The organism is Acinetobacter sp. NIPH 284, from assembly GCF_000369425.1.
Lineage (GTDB): Bacteria > Pseudomonadota > Gammaproteobacteria > Pseudomonadales > Moraxellaceae > Acinetobacter.
This window is the reverse complement of the sequence record NZ_KB850011.1, coordinates 1,098,985-1,114,785: the sequence shown is the minus strand read 5'-3', so window position 1 is coordinate 1,114,785 and position 15,801 is coordinate 1,098,985. Positions and strand designations below refer to the sequence as shown.

General features: G+C 37.5%; 12 protein-coding genes and 1 pseudogene. 8 read left to right on the top strand and 5 right to left on the bottom strand.

The features are described 5' to 3' along the window. Positions 1 to 3: 3 nt before the first annotated feature. Complete coding sequence (locus F908_RS11250) at positions 4 to 1,329, top strand: ATP-binding protein (protein ID WP_005161867.1); 1,326 nt, start codon at positions 4 to 6, stop codon at positions 1,327 to 1,329. 42 nt (positions 1,330 to 1,371) lie between these two features. Here F908_RS11250 and F908_RS11245 read toward each other — a convergent pair whose 3' ends face one another. The 3 genes from F908_RS11245 to F908_RS11235 all read right to left on the bottom strand — a co-directional run bounded on the left by F908_RS11245 (position 1,372) and on the right by F908_RS11235 (position 4,254). Then, entirely contained in the window at positions 1,372 to 2,175 is an 804-nt protein-coding gene (locus tag F908_RS11245; protein ID WP_005161865.1) for a BUD32 family EKC/KEOPS complex subunit, read from the bottom strand. 61 nt (positions 2,176 to 2,236) lie between these two features. Then, positions 2,237 to 2,953, bottom strand: a complete 717-nt coding sequence (locus F908_RS11240; protein WP_005161862.1) for a phosphatase PAP2 family protein — start codon at positions 2,951 to 2,953, stop codon at positions 2,237 to 2,239. 113 nt (positions 2,954 to 3,066) lie between these two features. After that, positions 3,067 to 4,254 (bottom strand): ammonium transporter, encoded by a 1,188-nt coding sequence (locus F908_RS11235; RefSeq protein ID WP_005161858.1) that lies wholly within the window; start codon positions 4,252 to 4,254, stop codon positions 3,067 to 3,069. A 414-nt stretch (positions 4,255 to 4,668) separates the two neighbouring features. On the opposite strand from F908_RS11235, the gene F908_RS11230 reads away from it, so the two are divergent. The 3 genes and pseudogenes from F908_RS11230 to F908_RS15705 form a co-directional block, all read left to right on the top strand. Beyond that, on the top strand, positions 4,669 to 6,339 hold the full coding sequence (locus tag F908_RS11230; RefSeq protein WP_005161855.1) for a sensor domain-containing diguanylate cyclase: 1,671 nt from the start codon (positions 4,669 to 4,671) through the stop codon (positions 6,337 to 6,339). Between the two features lie 101 nt (positions 6,340 to 6,440). Beyond that, complete coding sequence (locus F908_RS11225) at positions 6,441 to 7,460, top strand: coiled-coil domain-containing protein (RefSeq protein WP_005161852.1); 1,020 nt, start codon at positions 6,441 to 6,443, stop codon at positions 7,458 to 7,460. A gap of 126 nt (positions 7,461 to 7,586) precedes the next feature. Beyond that, a pseudogene (locus F908_RS15705) lies at positions 7,587 to 7,757 on the top strand (endonuclease domain-containing protein); the annotation flags it as partial. A gap of 114 nt (positions 7,758 to 7,871) precedes the next feature. On the opposite strand, the gene F908_RS11220 reads toward F908_RS15705, so the two are convergent. Then, positions 7,872 to 8,900: an IS701 family transposase gene (locus F908_RS11220; protein WP_081399852.1), complete on the bottom strand. Its 1,029-nt coding sequence runs from the start codon at positions 8,898 to 8,900 to the stop codon at positions 7,872 to 7,874. Between the two features lie 61 nt (positions 8,901 to 8,961). Here F908_RS11220 and F908_RS11215 point away from each other — a divergent pair, with 61 nt between their 5' ends. Continuing rightward, the gene (locus tag F908_RS11215; RefSeq protein WP_005161849.1) at positions 8,962 to 10,365 is read left to right on the top strand and encodes an AAA family ATPase; all 1,404 of its coding nucleotides are present in this window, start codon (positions 8,962 to 8,964) and stop codon (positions 10,363 to 10,365) included. A gap of 1 nt (position 10,366) precedes the next feature. Continuing rightward, a complete protein-coding gene (locus F908_RS11210) occupies positions 10,367 to 10,954 on the top strand; it encodes a hypothetical protein (RefSeq protein WP_005161846.1) in 588 nt (195 codons plus the stop codon). A gap of 43 nt (positions 10,955 to 10,997) precedes the next feature. On the opposite strand, the gene F908_RS11205 is transcribed toward F908_RS11210, so the two are convergent. After that, positions 10,998 to 13,898, bottom strand: coding sequence for a valine--tRNA ligase (locus F908_RS11205; RefSeq protein WP_005161844.1), 2,901 nt, complete (start codon positions 13,896 to 13,898; stop codon positions 10,998 to 11,000). Positions 13,899 to 14,303: 405 nt separating this feature from the next. Between F908_RS11205 and F908_RS11200 the strand changes: the two genes are divergently transcribed. Further along, positions 14,304 to 14,966: a hypothetical protein gene (locus F908_RS11200; protein WP_005161841.1), complete on the top strand. Its 663-nt coding sequence runs from the start codon at positions 14,304 to 14,306 to the stop codon at positions 14,964 to 14,966. Positions 14,967 to 14,984: 18 nt separating this feature from the next. Then, positions 14,985 to 15,791, top strand: a complete 807-nt coding sequence (locus F908_RS11195; RefSeq protein WP_005161838.1) for an SDR family NAD(P)-dependent oxidoreductase — start codon at positions 14,985 to 14,987, stop codon at positions 15,789 to 15,791. Positions 15,792 to 15,801: the final 10 nt, after the last annotated feature.

Here is a 15,801-nt window from a genome sequence, read left to right as displayed (position 1 = left end):
TTTATGAAAATATCTAAGCAATACTCACTGAAAAAAAGACTGATTTGGGGAACCTCGGTCTTTAGTTTGCTGCTTGGATGTTTATTAATTTTTACAGCTTATAAAACAGCTTTACATGAAGTTGATGAGATTCTTGATACACAAATGCAATATATGGCTGAGCGTTCGACTGCTCAGCCATTAACAACTGTTGTGAGTAAAGTTGAATTGCATCGCACATATCACGAAGAAGATTTGCTGGTTGATATTTGGGCTTATAAAGATCAAAGTCATTTATGGCATCAAACACACTTACTCATTCCCCCTGTAAAACAAGCGGGTTTTTATAGCCAAGACACGCCACAAGGCAAATGGCGTGTCTATGTCATTCCTTTAAAAGACTATCAAATACAAGTTAGTCAGCAGGAAGATGTTCGCCAATCATTTGCTTGGGAATTGGCAGGGAGTATGTTTGTTCCCTATATTATTTTATTGCCTTTTGCGATTTTGGTTTTAGCTTTTATCATTCGTTTGAGTTTAAAACCTCTCGACGATTTCAAAACAGAATTAAGGCGACGTGATTCAGATGGTTTAGCGCCCATTGATAGCAATGATTATCCTCAAGAGTTGATCCCAACTATTGAGGAGATGAATCATTTATTTGAACGAATTCAACATGCTCAAACCGAACAAAAGCAGTTTATAGCAGATGCTGCACATGAATTACGAACACCCGTCACTGCACTCAATTTACAGACCAAGATTCTGATTAGTCAATTTCCTGAACATGAAGCATTGCAAAATTTGAGTAAAGGCTTGGCACGTATTCAGCATTTGGTGACGCAGCTTTTAGCTTTAGCAAAACAAGATGTTGGATTAAGTTTAATCGAACCAAATACTCACTTTCGTTTGAATGATGTCGCACTCAATTGTGTCGAACAGCTTGTTAATCTTGCAATGCAAAAAGAAATTGACTTAGGTTTTGAACGTAACGATTTGATTGAAATGCAAAGTCTTGAATCAACTGTTCATTCAATTATTTTTAATCTGATTGATAACGCGATTAAGTACACGCCAGATCAAGGTATTATTAATATTTCGGTTTATAGTGACAGTGACGATTTTGCTTGTATTCAAATCGAAGATAGCGGTGTCGGTATTGATGCTGAACAATATGATAAAGTTCTAAAACGTTTTTATCGAGTGCACCATCATTTAGAAGTGGGCAGTGGTCTAGGACTTTCAATTGTCGATAAAGCCACGCAGCGACTGGGTGGAAGCCTAGTTTTATCTCGAAGTCTTGATTTAGGTGGTTTATCAGTTCTGGTTCGCTTACCTAAAAAGCTTTAAGTTTAGCTATCGTTGATTTGACTATTTGAATTATCAAATGAGTTAAGTGATTGTTTCAGAATGCTCTTTTAAGTAACGTAAAAACAAAACACATTTCTGAATACGTTTGCCATCATTACCCACTTTGCTAATCTTAAAATTCAGAACCCATTTTAAGCGTTTCCCAACTTTGCATATATCACTATAAACTTGCGGTTCAGCAAGGAGAGCTTGATAAAGAATTTGACTAGCATCGGATAATTGTTCAAATTCGAAATGATAGGCTGTAGAAAAAATAAATAGCAACCAGTCACGAACAAAACAATCATGTAGACTCAGGACTTCATGCGGGTCAGTTTCAAAATCAATAAAACTAAATCGGTTATTTTGATCGACGAGAATGTTGCGAGCGAATGCTTCGCTTAAATAGCCTTGTTTAGAATGAATATACTGAATAGCTTGAATTGCTTGGCTAAATAATAATGATTTTGAATGAATATCTTTTTGACAAGCCAATGCTTGATCTAGTTGTGAGACGCTACTTTGATGTTGTGATCCGATGTCTTCAAGCAAAATTCCTTTTTTTGAAACTGCAAGGACATTCGATGTAGAAACACCTAAAGATTTGAGTGTTTGAATCCGATGGTATTCACATTGAATTGCAGCAGAACCACCTTGATTAGGAACAGGAGTAATTGCACCTAAATTAAATATTTTTGCTAACCACTTCAATGGAGTGTAAAGCCATAAACCGTGACGTTCAGATGCTTTCTTTAACCATACTTTATGAGAACCTAGATCATAGGCTTGAATGGAAGATTGTTGCTTAGTTAAAGTAGTTTCTAAGAAATTTTGAAAGTCATCCATCAGCAGCAAACAGTACCTAAGTGAATATCATGATCATGCATGAAGCCATGCGAGTAGGGCATCACTTTATCATATCAGAACTCATTTGCGTTACAGAATTAGCCGCTGCATGAGCTAAATGACGTTTATACGTGATCATATAAATCACAACATTGATAGCAAAGCAAATCCAAGCTGTCCATAAATTATGACTGAGGAAATGTGCACCACGCATCATTTGTGCCCAGCCCATTGCGAAGCCAAGTAATACACCTGCAAATAAATAAAACCAAGCTCTTTTACGCTGATCGAGGCGATAAAGAAAATAGCCTGTAACTAAGCCAAAACCTGTACTTGCATGACCACCTGGAAAACAATGTCCAGCGGTTGCTGAAAAATCCCAAATAAAACCTGTGACAGTCTTATTGGTCATATCCCATGGGCAAGCATGAGCAGCTTGTGCTTTCATTAGACCAATAATGCATGTACATAACATACTGACCCAAAACATATAGCCATACTGCCAACGTTTCGCTTTGAATTTTTCTATTTTAAAAGAAGCGATCCACAGTAAGAAAAAGCTTACATAGACAATAGTTAAAACTTTTTTGACATAAGTATGATTGAGCTTTGCAAGATACCAATCGCCTTTCAAAGCAAAATCGCCAAAAGTTCCTACCCATGGTTGAATCAAATATAGATCTATTGCACCGCCGACTGGAAACACGCATAAGAGGATAAAAAAACTCACAAATAATAAGAAACTTGCGATTAAGAAAAAACGTGTTTTTAAAATCATAGAGCATGCAATTCGGCAGAATGATAGTTTTGTTATTTAATAATTTGAAACTTAATTGTCTCTTAAAATGTTCATAAAAAAAGCGGCTGAATAGCCGCTTTAAAAAATTATTTTTAGAACATTGATTCTTCTGAATTTGCTGAAATTTTATGAATTGAAAGATCCGCACCACGATATTCATCTTCTTGAGAAAGGCGAATCCCCATCGTAACTTTCAATATGCCATAAACGGTGAAACCACCAGCAAGCGCAATCACAATGCCTAAAACTGTTCCAATGATTTGAGAAATGATAGAGACACCTCCTAAACCACCTAATGCTTGTAGACCGAATATGCCTGCCGCAATCCCACCAAATGCACCACATACACCATGTAAAGGCCATACACCCAAAACATCATCTACTTTAAGTTTATTTTGTGTATAAGTGAATAAATACACAAACAAAGCACCCGCAGCCCCACCAATTACAAGTGCACCAATTGGGTGCACAATATCGGAGCCTGCACAGATTGCGACCAAACCTGCGAGAGGGCCATTATGTAAGAAACCAGGGTCATCTTTACCCATGAAGTTTGCTGACAATGTACCACCAACCATTGCCATAAGAGAGTTAATCGCAACTAATCCTGAAATAGCATCAACGCGTTGTGCACTCATGACATTAAAGCCAAACCAACCAACAATTAAAATCCAAGAACCTAAAGCAAGGAATGGAATCGATGAAGGTGGATGTGCACTCACACGACCATCATGCTTATAACGACCATGACGCGCGCCAAGTAAGATCACTGCGGCTAATGCAATCCAGCCACCCATTGCATGCACAACGACTGAACCTGCAAAGTCATGAAAGCTCGCACCAAAAGAGCTTTCTAACCATTTTTGAAAGCCGTAGTTACCATTCCAAATCATGCCTTCGAAGAAAGGATAGATTAAAGCAATCAGAATTAAAGTGGCGATTGCTTGTGAACGCATTTTGGCACGTTCTGCGATGCCGCCAGAAATAATTGCTGGAATCGCTGCTGCGAAGGTGAGTAAGAAAAAGCAACGCATTAGGTTATACCCATGGTCAGCCGCTAAAGTGCTTCCTGCATGGAAAAAGTTTTGTCCGTATGCAATCCAGTAACCGACAAAGAAATAAGCGATTGCTGAAATCGCAAAATCGGTCAGAATTTTACTGAGCGCATTGACTTGGTTTTTGTGGCGGACTGTACCAAGCTCAAGAAATGCAAAACCTGCATGCATTGCCAATACGAGTACTGCACCGAGCAGTAAGAAAAATAGATCTACGTTTTGCATAGTGGTGCTCAAAAAAAGTGCTAAATTTAATTTCGATGCAAACATTTGATTCGTTTTTTGCACCAAAATAGATTTAGTAAATCTAAAAACTTAAGCTGTCGTTGAACAACTCAATTTGATAAAAAATATAAAGCAAAAAACGCACCAATTTAGAAAGTAAATTGTAATTTTGGTGAAAAGTGGTGCATTTTTCTTAAAAATAGCACCATTTATTATACTTTGAGAATTAAATTCTTAAATGTGAATGCGTTATTGCAACCGAAAATTACAGCTTAAGCTTGAGTAATAGAACTTGAGTCTATTTTTATCGGATTCAGTATTTTTCCAACTACATTCGTTACTTTGACTTAATAATTCATAAAAGATCTTTGATATATTGCTGAGTTTAAAAAGTGATTTGCTATTAGGATGCAAATGAATATATTTCGCATAGATTCCTTTCGTAATCGACTACTGGTCCTGTTCGCAGGGATGTCTTTTATGTTTGGACTATGTATTACTTTATATATTGGTAAGACTGCTTCGGCGCAAATGAGTCAAACCAGCGGTCAGACCTTATATATTGCAGCGAAAAGTATCAGTAATACCTTGGCAAACTCGCTTACAGAACGTGAGCGAGAAATGGTGTTATTAAGCCAATCTCCATTTTTTGCTGAGGCAGACTTTCATAACCCGCGAGTTCAGCAACAACTTGAGCAAGTCAAAAAGTCTTATAAATATTATGCTTGGTTAGGGATTGCCAATACTCAGGGGCAAGTCGTCGTTGCAGCTAATCATTTACTAGAAGGGGCAGATGTTTCAGAACGCCCGTGGTTTATTCATGGTGTAAATCAAGTCTATCTAGGCGATGTACATAAAGCTGTTTTACTGGCTAAGAAAATTAAAGCGATTAATCCTAATGAACCATTACGATTTATTGATTTCGCTACGCCAATTTATGATCCATCGACAAAGAAAATTAAAGGCGTTTTGGCTGCACATGCAGATTGGAGTTGGGCGAGTCATGTATTAAGTAGTTCATTATCGGAAAATGCTGCACAACGAGGTATTGAGGTATTTATTATCAATCAGCATGGTGAAATTCTATATCCCTTTAAAAGCATTGGACAAGTTCAGCCTCCTGCATTTCAGGCAAATCGTGGACATTATTTTTTGCATAATTGGAATGAAAAACAACAGTATTTAACTACAGATGTTCCCGTGCTTTCTCAAACTAAGAGTAATTTAGGTTGGCACGTGATTATTCGTCAGCCCATTTCGATTGCTTTAGCAGAGGTGAAATCACTGCAACATAAAATATTAGCCCTCGGCTTTATTTTGTCATTATTGCTGTTGCTACTTACTTATAAATTGGCGAATAAGTTCAGTCGTCCGATTGAATTATTAGCAGATTCAGCGCATGCCGTGGAAAAAGGGCAAGAAGATATTCAATTTGAAGCACAGACCAGTATTCGTGAAATTCAAGGTTTATCTCAATCGTTGCAAAACATGACCGATACCTTGCTTACTCAGAAGCATCAACTTCAAGATGCCAATGCCACACTTGAGCAAAAAGTTGCAGAACGTACGCACGAACTACAAGTTGCCAATGTCGAGTTAGCTCATATTGCACGTTATGATGCGCTTACGGGCTTACATAATCGCCGTGCTTTCAATGATTATTTATCCTATCTATTTACTCAAATGTCACGTACACAACAGACTTATGCAGTGCTATTAATGGATATCGATTTCTTTAAAAAGGTGAATGATACCTTTGGGCATGAAATAGGCGATCAGGTATTGCAGCGTGTTGCAGAAATTCTTCCAACCGCTTTACGGATTACTGATTTCGTCGCACGTTTAGGTGGGGAAGAGTTTATTGCCTTGTTGCCTGTCACTTCATTGGACGGAGCTGCGATATTGGCAGAGAAAATCCGATCTACGATTGAGGAAGAACAAATTATTGTTAATCACGCCATCAGTTTAAGTATTGGAGTAAGTGTAGTCCTGTTAGATGATACTGATATGAATGATGCGATTCGTCGTGCAGATAAAAATTTGTATATGGCGAAACAGCAAGGACGTAATCGAGTGATTTCTTGATTGCTATAGTGGATTCAAAGTTCATGTAAATAGCTTTGGCAAAGCACTGCTTTTAATATTTGATAATTGCTAGTGTTTTTAAAATTTTTAGGTGAATGAGCATGTCCTTTGATCTCAAAGTTAGTTTACAACAAAGGGCTGAGCCGTCTGCGCAGCAGAAAAAGCTGAACCGCCTGATTGATAAAATTGAACATCAAAAAATTAGTCTTAGCATGTGGCAAAATGCCCAAGCTGAAATTCAGCAACATACACGGCAAAAACTTTTGCCCGTGTATAGCGAACTCTATGAAATATTATTTCAGCAGTTAGAGCAACTTTGGAATATATTACACAGTCATGAGTTTTCCAAAGCGAATATACAACAACTAGATGAAAAAATTGCTCAGCTTGCGCACATGTTAAAACGCTCCAAAATGTTGAATGATGAACAGTTAACACTGGTCAAGCAGATCGATACTTTTTATCAGCAACATGTCCAGCAATCGACTAAAAAGAATAAAAAAGTACAGTCAGTTAAGTTCGAACTTAATGAAAACTTTGATCAAAATATAGAATTAGAACAAGATGACTTTGAGCAGTATGCTGTCGAACAACAGCAAGCACGGGAACAAGCCAAGCAACTCAGACAACAACAAAAACGTGAACAAGCTGAGCAACTGGCAGCGCAGTCGTTGAAAACCGTATATTTAAAGATTGCTGCGATGATTCACCCTGACCGTGAGCAAGACGAGACCAAGAAAGAGGAAAAAACCGAGTTGTTCCAACAGGCAAGTCAGGCCTATGAACAGCAGGATTTGTTTTATTTACTCAAGCTTCAATTACAGCTTGAACAGAATAAAGGTGTAGGGGCGAAAGAGTTATCTGCCGAACAAGTGAAGTTTTATAAATTCGCTTTGGATGCACAAAGTCAGCAGCTTGAAAGTGAAATTGATGAGATTTTAGATTCGTTTCAGTTGGCGAAGAAAGTCAAAGCTGAGCATCTGCATATCAGTGATGTGTATAAAGCGATAGATGCGGACTGTGTTGAGTTAAAGCAGCAATTGAAGTGGGAAAAGGAACGCTTAAAGCATATGAAGAAGGTGAGTGGGGTAGAGATGTTATTGGGGCATGGGGTTTTGTAAGTTTCCCTCACCCCAACCCTCTCCCATAGGGAGAGGGAGCTGCAAGTGATTATATACCTGCATAATATTTATAATGAACGTTCCCTCTCCTTTTAGGAGAGGGCTAGGGAGAGGTGATAATATAAAATGAAAATAGACCCACAATTATTAGAATTTGCCAAAACTATGCGAAGCAATGCCACCGATGCAGAACACCTGATGTGGTAACTACTCCGTGCTAAACGATTTATGAATCTTAAATTTCGCAGACAACATGTGATTGCGCCGTATATTGTGGATTTTTATTGCCATGAATTGGTTTAGGTACAAGACAGTTGAAGCAGAAATATTATGCTGTATAGATTTAAGTTATATGATATAAATATCAGTAATTAGAGTTTATATTTTGAAATAAATAGGACTTACGCACTATTATTTATAGATTCTCTGTGGTAGGAGATGATTTTTATCGAGAATAAAGTCATCAATGAAGTCTTTGATGATTGGTCTAAATAATTTCTTCTGCCAACGATATACATTTTCAAAGATCCGCTCAAACTGGTTCTTTTGTATCTCGACGTAGGCCATCAAGGCTGCAAAAATATGATTCAAAATCAGTTTAGATCGTCTTACTTGAAACTTTTCAATATGACAAACCTGTTTAATCACTCGGTGATATTGCTCTATTTTCCAATGACTTGAATGTAATTCATGAAAACCCTCAAAGGACAATAAATCATCTTCATCTTGATGCACAATATAAAACCTCTGCTGTTCTTTTAACTGAGTCTTAAATAATTGTACAAAGCCAAAATCTTTGAGCCAGACCACTTGACCCTGATGGAAATCTGGCAATAAACGCAGTTGAAACCATTGTCCTTTTTCTGGGGAAACCTTACGGTTACAGTCGATACCAAACATAAATCGAATACCATATTTTCTTATGGTTTTTAGATTTCCAGTCGATGAATACCAACTATCACCTGTAATAAATTGAATCTTTGCACCCCAACTAAGTACTTCACTTAACATATCCATAAAGTAATCATTCTTGGTTTTACCCTCAGATTTGTCATAAATTCGGAAATTAATTGGAATATTTTGACCATTCTGATCTGTCGCATACAGGGTAATGAGATTAATCCCCTTGACGGATCGGTGGTGTTTGCCTGACCAAAAATAGCTAACCAAGTCCATATGTTGACTATATGGTTTATCTAAAACAGTATCATCAATACTGACTATAAGTTTATTATTATCAATATGTTGAATTGCTTCTTGATATAGGTCGTGAGGTGTGTAGTCTTCACGCTCCAGAAAGCGATTTACACTATCATGCGAGATATTATAAGTCTCGGCAAGTTGTGTGCAGCTAATAGAGTTCGGTTCTGTCATGAGAAAGCCCATATAAATGGGTAATGTACAAGTTGCTGTAGAAGCATGTTTAGTTCGTCTGATCACAGATACTTTATAAACTATTTTAATACTTTTTTGAATCCGTCAATGCGTAAGTCCTAATAAAATGAAATTTAATTTTGAAAAATTAGGACCCCTTGATCAGGCTGAAATAGTTTTAAATAAGTTGACTGTAGTGTGTGGGAAAAATAATACAGGGAAAACATATATAACCAATACTATTTATGCTTTTTTAAAGGATTGGAAAACAGTAATTGATTGGGAACTATCAAAAGAAGTTGAGGATAACCTGATTAATAAAGGAGTAGCTCAGGTTGACTTGAAAAATGAAATTATAAATAAAATTAATGGATATATGTCAGAAAGCATGGGTAAGTTTAAGGAAAATATACCAGATTACTTTGCAACCTCTTCTGTAATATTTGAAAACTCTAGAATTTATTTTGAGTTGGAAATTAATGATTCATGGCTTGATGTGGAGTATGAGGGTGAAATAAAAAATAAAAATGGTAAAGTTATTATTAGTTTAATAAAACAAAAGAAATCCCAATATATGGATATTGTATGGTTTGAAAGTGAGGGGAATATTCCTTTTTTTGTACTTGAAAGCTTTATTAAAAAGCATTTATTAAATTGCTGTTTAAATAATTTTATGCCAGAAATATTTATTGCAAGTGCTGAACGAACAGGCGCTTCAATTTTTAAAAATGAGTTGAATTTTAATAAAAATCAAATTGTAAGTTTGTTGACAGAATTCGAAAAAAATGGAGCTAAAAAAATTAATCCATACGATATTGTAGATAGATTTAAAAGAAGTTACGCAATTTCTGTGGATGATAATGTTGACTTTATTAGTTATAGAATTGAAGAATTAGTTAAAAAAGGTAGAAGTGACTTTATTGTTGAAAATATAGATCTTTTGAAGAAACTACAAGATTTAGCTGGTGGTGAATATAAATTTAATAAAGATATGGGATTGTACTTTCAGCCAAAAAGTGCAAAAAAAATTAAACTAGGTTTAGGAGAGGCATCAAGTGCAGTTAGGTCATTGATGATTATTTGGTTTTGGTTATGCCATGTAGCTAAAGAAAATAGTCTGATTATGATTGACGAACCTGAATTAAATTTACATCCTGAAAATCAAAGAAAATTTGCACGCTTTGTAGTTGCATTAGTAAATTCAGGGGTTAAAGTATTTATGACTACTCATAGTGATTATATTATTCGTGAGTTAAATACATTGGTTTTAATGAATAGTAATTATGATCATATAAAAAATGTTCAAAAAAAATACGGTTATGGCGAGAATGAAAAAATAAGTTGTAAGCATATCAATGTTTATTCAACAAATGAAGGAATTAAAAAAGATTCAGTTACAGGTAAGAGAAATAAAGTTCTTTTTTTAGATAAGTGGGATATTGAAGAAAATTTTGGAATAAAAATTAAGAGTTTTGATGATGAGATAGATCAAATGAATAAAATTCAAGATAATTTGATTTATGGATTGTAAAATGCCTAGAAGTGTAATCAATAAATTAAAAATTATTTGTAATCCATTAATGTTTCATCAAGTTAAAGATATTAATGGGATAGTTACATTAGAATGCAATGAATCAGATGCTTCAGCAGTCTTAAAAAAAGTTTCGATATCTGGTTTCAGTGATTTATGTTCTTTTAAGTTAGATAAACTTAAATTATCTGACTCCATATTAAAAAATGGACATGTAGGTAGAAAAGCTTGTGATGCTTTGGCATTTGGTATCGTTGATGATGTACCTTATGCTTTAATTTTTGATATGAAATCAAGCACACCTTCTGATGAAAGTCATATTTTTCAATTGCGTTCAGGGTTATTGGGAAGTAAATATATTCTTGAATTATTATCAGAGTTTGAAGGCATAGCTAGTTCTGTTAAGTGGAACTATAGGTATTTTATTTTTCATTGTAAAAATAACAAAAGAGAGACTTTACCTGAATATCAAGTCGAAATTACAAAGAATATATTACCTAATAAACCTCATATATTTGAGACAAATAATCAAGAAGTAATTCCTGTTAGAAAGCTGTTAGGCATGCCTTTAATAACTAGTCTGTCATAAAAAATCCCCTCAACTGAGGGGATTTTTTGAATCAAGCTACTGCTTAAAGCGCTGCAATTTGCTCCATATTCGCTTTAATTTTCCCTAACTGATCAGCAAACTCAGCCAATTTCGCTTTTTCACCTTCAACCACAGCTGCAGGTGCTTTTGCCACAAAACCTTCATTTGCCAATTTTCCTGCAATTTGGTCATGCTGCTTTTGTACTTTGTCTAAGTCTTTTTGTAGGCGACCAAGTTCCGCTTTCGGGTCAATTAAACCTTTCATTGGAACAAATACAGACACGTGACCCACAACCGATGAAGATGACAATGGTGGTTGCTCAGCATCAGCCAAGAACGTAATGCTTTCTACTTTTGCTAGAGCTTTAAATAGCGCTTCAATACGTGTGATCTGTGCTTTTTCAGCTTCCGTTGTGTTTTGAAGCAACACTGGTAATAAACGTGCATTACCTAAGCCCATTTCACCACGGATGTTACGCACCGCACCAATCAAACCTTGTAACCACTGCATGTCCGCTTCAGCTTGCTCATTGATTTTCTCTTGAGCAGGCACAGGATATGCCGCAGTCATAATGGTTTTGCCTTCAATACCCAGCATTGGCGCAAGGGTTTGCCAAATTTCTTCAGTCAAGTACGGCATAATTGGGTGAGCTAAACGTAAAGACGCTTCCATCACCGCCAATAACACACGACGAACTTCCGCTTTACGCTCTTCAGATACTTCAGCATCGTTCAATACTGGCTTGGTGAGTTCTACATACCAGTCGCAGTATTCATTCCAAATAAAGTCGTAGATCGCTTGTGCAGCTAAATCTAAACGATAGGTTGCGAAAGCTTGTTGAACCGCAGCTTCCGCTTTTTGCAAACGGCTGATAATCCATTGCTCAGGTAACTCCCAAAGATCAGGGCGAGCAGTTTGCCCCACGGTTTGACCTTCAACATTCATCAATACGAAACGGGTGGCGTTCCAGATTTTGTTACAGAAGTTACGGTAACCTTCAACACGCTTCATGTCGAACTTGATGTCACGACCTGTGTTGGCAAGTGCGCAGAATGTGAAACGAACGGCGTCTGTACCGTAAGCCTGAATGCCTTCTGGGAACTCTTTACGGGTCGATTTTTCAATCTTCGCTGCTTGTTTCGGGTTCATCAAACCCGTCGTACGTTTTTGTACTAAAGTTTCAAGGTCTACACCGTCAATCAAGTCGAGTGGGTCAAGTACGTTACCTTTCGACTTAGACATCTTCTGACCTTCGCCATCACGGACTAAACCATGGACATACACAGTTTTGAACGGAACTTGTGACGTACCATCTTCATTTTTCATGAAGTGCATGGTCATCATGATCATGCGTGCAACCCAGAAGAAGATAATGTCAAAACCAGTCACTAATACATCAGTCGGGTGGAAGGTATTGAGGAAATAATTTTCCGCATCTTTTGCTTTGTCGCCAGTCCAACCTAAAGTTGAGAATGTCCAAAGTGCAGAAGAGAACCATGTATCCAATACATCTTCATCTTGACTCAATACAACATTAGCAGGGATGTTGTTATTGGCACGAACTTCTGCTTCGTCACGACCAACGAATACATTACCTTCAGCATCGTACCAAGCTGGAATACGATGACCCCACCAAAGCTGACGTGAAATACACCAATCTTGAATGTTGTTCATCCACGCCATGTACATGTTGCTGTACTGCTCAGGTACAAATTTGATGTCACCATCTTTCACCGCTTTAATCGCTGGCTCAGCAAGCGGTGCAATTTTGACATACCATTGGTCAGTCAATAATGGCTCAACGATCACGCCTGAACGGTCACCGCGTGGTGGTTTAAGCGTATAAGGTTGAATTTGATCTAACCAGCCTTCCGCTTCAGCTTGTTCAACCAGTTTTTTACGTGCAGCAAAACGCTCTAAACCAATGTAGTCTGTTGGTGCAGCGATGGTTTTAGAAATTTGCTCACCAGCTTTTGCGATGTATTCAAACTCAGCCAATACTTCCGCATTTTTGTTAAAGATGTTGATAATCGGCAATTCACAACGCTTACCGACTTCATAGTCGTTAAAGTCATGTGCAGGGGTGATTTTCACACAGCCTGTACCGAATTCTTTATCTACATATTCATCTTTAACGATTGGAACAGCACGACCCGTAATTGGCAGGATAATGTTCTGACCAACAAGGTGCGAATAACGCTCATCATCAAGTGCAACAGCAACGGCAGTATCACCTAACAATGTTTCAGGACGAGTCGTTGCAACCACAATGTGATCTTTACCATCGTGTGTACGAAGCGATTTGTCTTCAAAGAAGTATTTGAAGTGCCACAATGAGCCTGCTTCTTCTTTGTCTGACTCAACTTCAAGATCAGAAAGGGCAGTTTGTAATTTAGGGTCCCAGTTTACGAGGCGTTTACCGCGATAGATCAAGCCATCTTCATGAAGTTTTACGAAAACTTCTTTGACTGCATTGGATAAACCTTCATCCATGGTGAAGCGTTCACGTGACCAGTCCACTGAAGAACCTAAACGGCGGATCTGACGAGTAATCGTACCACCAGATTGTTCTTTCCATTCCCAAATCTTTTCAATGAACTTTTCACGACCTAAGTCATGACGGCTGATGTTTTGTGCGCCAAGCTGACGTTCTACCACCATTTGTGTTGCAATACCTGCATGGTCAGTACCCGGTTGCCATAAGGTATTTTTACCAGACATACGGTTGTAGCGGGTCAAGGCATCCATAATGGCATTGTTAAAACCATGACCCATGTGCAAGCTGCCCGTGACGTTTGGTGGTGGAATCATGATACAGAATGATTCACCTTGACCTGAGGGTTTGAAATAACCTTGTTGTTCCCAGATTTGATACCATTTCTTTTCGATCTCAGTTGGATCGTAAGTAGTTGCAATATTTTGAGCAGATTGAGCGTCAGTCATAGTACAGAAGATTAAAATTGAATAAAAAATTAGATCTATTGTAGCAAAAAAATGATGAATATTTTCATCAAAAAAAGTCGATGAAAACAGTTGGTTTTTTTCTTGAAAAAGTTAGATTTATGTGTGTTACATCACACAATTAAAAAATGTTTAAGCATAAAACAACGATATCAAAATATTAAAACTTAAAAAAGGACGGTTACGATGAGTTATTCAATTCTATTAAAAATTAATGAAGTAACACACGGTCAACCATTTTTGGCATTTATGCATGTTGATCGTGAATAGAATGTGGTAAATTCAGCATTTGAAAAGCCAAAAATGAAAGAAAAACAGAATCTAAGGATGAATAAGGGCTTATTGAATAAGCCCTTATTTTATGGAATCTAGAATAGGGTGATTAGAATGAACACTGCCGTTTTTTTAAATATTCATGCCGATACATACGCGCGATTTGCTCATATCCGTACGCAGCTCTTACAGGGTAGTAAAGAAAGCCAAGCAAATGCATTGGGGGCAGTTTTATCTGAAATTGCATGTGAAGTGATAGAACAAGTTTTTATGGTGCTATTGCAAGACAATCAACATCATTCACTCACAGGTGAATCTGAAAAAGTGATTCAGCAGATTTTAGAAGCAATCCGAAAATATATGCCATGGTCAGTGTCATTCTTTGGGAATGATCGTCTAGTTCCATTGATTGAACATTTATCTAAAACAATTCGAGTTGAAGATGAGTCGGTATATATGACTTATCCGATTGAGCAAGAGTTGACTCAACAGGTTAAAGCTTCGAGTCAAAAATTAGCTGAAGGGGAAAGTCGGGAAATTGCCAATTCACTGAAGTTGCTCACAGAAGTGATTGATGTAGGTGTCACCCATTTAATTCGTGAGCCGAAAAAGAGCCTAAAATTTAATTTTGTAGTCGATAAAACCTTAAATGGCGTCATTAATATGACCACACATTTAGGGTATAAGCGTTTAGAAAAATTAGGTACTCAACTTGATCAACAAGTTGCGGCAACTTATGTAGATCACTTTCTTAAATTTATGCGTCACCCTGCATAAATAAAGGAGATATATGACATGGCGAAACTTAAAAGTCTTGAAAATAAAGTCCTATGGATTACAGGTGCATCTTCGGGCTTAGGTAAAGCTTTGGCACGAGAGTGCGCTTTACAAGGTGCTCAAGTTGTACTGACTTCACGTCGTTATGATGAGTTGGAATCGGTTCGAGTGGGTTTACTTAAGCCTGAACAGCATCTTTCAATCGCTGCCGATATTACTGATGAAGCACAGGTACGCCACGCCCATGAACAGGTCTTGGCCTGCAAAGGGCGAATTGACTGGCTGATCAACAATGCAGGTCTGAGCCAGCGTGCCCTGATTCAGGACACCACCATGCAAACTGAACGTGCCATCATGGAAGTGGATTATTTCTCCCAAGTGTTCTTTACCAAAACCGTATTACCCACTTTGCGCAAACAAAAATCAGGTCGGGTGGTGTTTGTTTCGAGTGTGGCGGGTCTTTTAGGAACCCAATATCGCGCGACTTATTCTGCGGCTAAGGCTGCAATTCACATGTGGGCCAATAGCTTACGTGCGGAAGTCGCCAAAGAGGGAATAGCAGTTTCAGTGGTTTTTCCTGGTTTTGTTAAAACCAATGTTTCATTTAATGCTTTAAATGGTGAGGGCAAACCACAAGGGCATCAAGATGAAGCCATTGAAAATGGTTTGGATGCCGATGTATTCGCCCAGCGTGTGGTTGAGGCTTTGATGGCAGGTGAGGAATATGTGGTTGTCGGTGGGAAGAAAGAGCAACTGGGTGTATTGGTGTCCCGTTTGTCGCCAAGCCTGTTGTATAAAATGATTCGTAAAACCAAAGTGAAGTAAAAGGAGTTTT

Excerpts from the sequence above, each read along its gene's own strand:
- F908_RS11250 (WP_005161867.1), top strand. The coding sequence starts at position 4 with ATGAAAATATCTAAGCAATACTCACTGAAAAAAAGACTGATTTGGGGA.
- F908_RS11245 (WP_005161865.1), bottom strand. The coding sequence starts at position 2,175 with ATGGATGACTTTCAAAATTTCTTAGAAACTACTTTAACTAAGCAACAA.
- F908_RS11240 (WP_005161862.1), bottom strand. The coding sequence starts at position 2,953 with ATGATTTTAAAAACACGTTTTTTCTTAATCGCAAGTTTCTTATTATTT.
- F908_RS11235 (WP_005161858.1), bottom strand. The coding sequence starts at position 4,254 with ATGCAAAACGTAGATCTATTTTTCTTACTGCTCGGTGCAGTACTCGTA.
- F908_RS11230 (WP_005161855.1), top strand. The coding sequence starts at position 4,669 with ATGAATATATTTCGCATAGATTCCTTTCGTAATCGACTACTGGTCCTG.
- F908_RS11225 (WP_005161852.1), top strand. The coding sequence starts at position 6,441 with ATGTCCTTTGATCTCAAAGTTAGTTTACAACAAAGGGCTGAGCCGTCT.
- F908_RS11215 (WP_005161849.1), top strand. The coding sequence starts at position 8,962 with ATGAAATTTAATTTTGAAAAATTAGGACCCCTTGATCAGGCTGAAATA.
- F908_RS11210 (WP_005161846.1), top strand. The coding sequence starts at position 10,367 with ATGCCTAGAAGTGTAATCAATAAATTAAAAATTATTTGTAATCCATTA.
- F908_RS11205 (WP_005161844.1), bottom strand. The coding sequence starts at position 13,898 with ATGACTGACGCTCAATCTGCTCAAAATATTGCAACTACTTACGATCCA.
- F908_RS11200 (WP_005161841.1), top strand. The coding sequence starts at position 14,304 with ATGAACACTGCCGTTTTTTTAAATATTCATGCCGATACATACGCGCGA.
- F908_RS11195 (WP_005161838.1), top strand. The coding sequence starts at position 14,985 with ATGGCGAAACTTAAAAGTCTTGAAAATAAAGTCCTATGGATTACAGGT.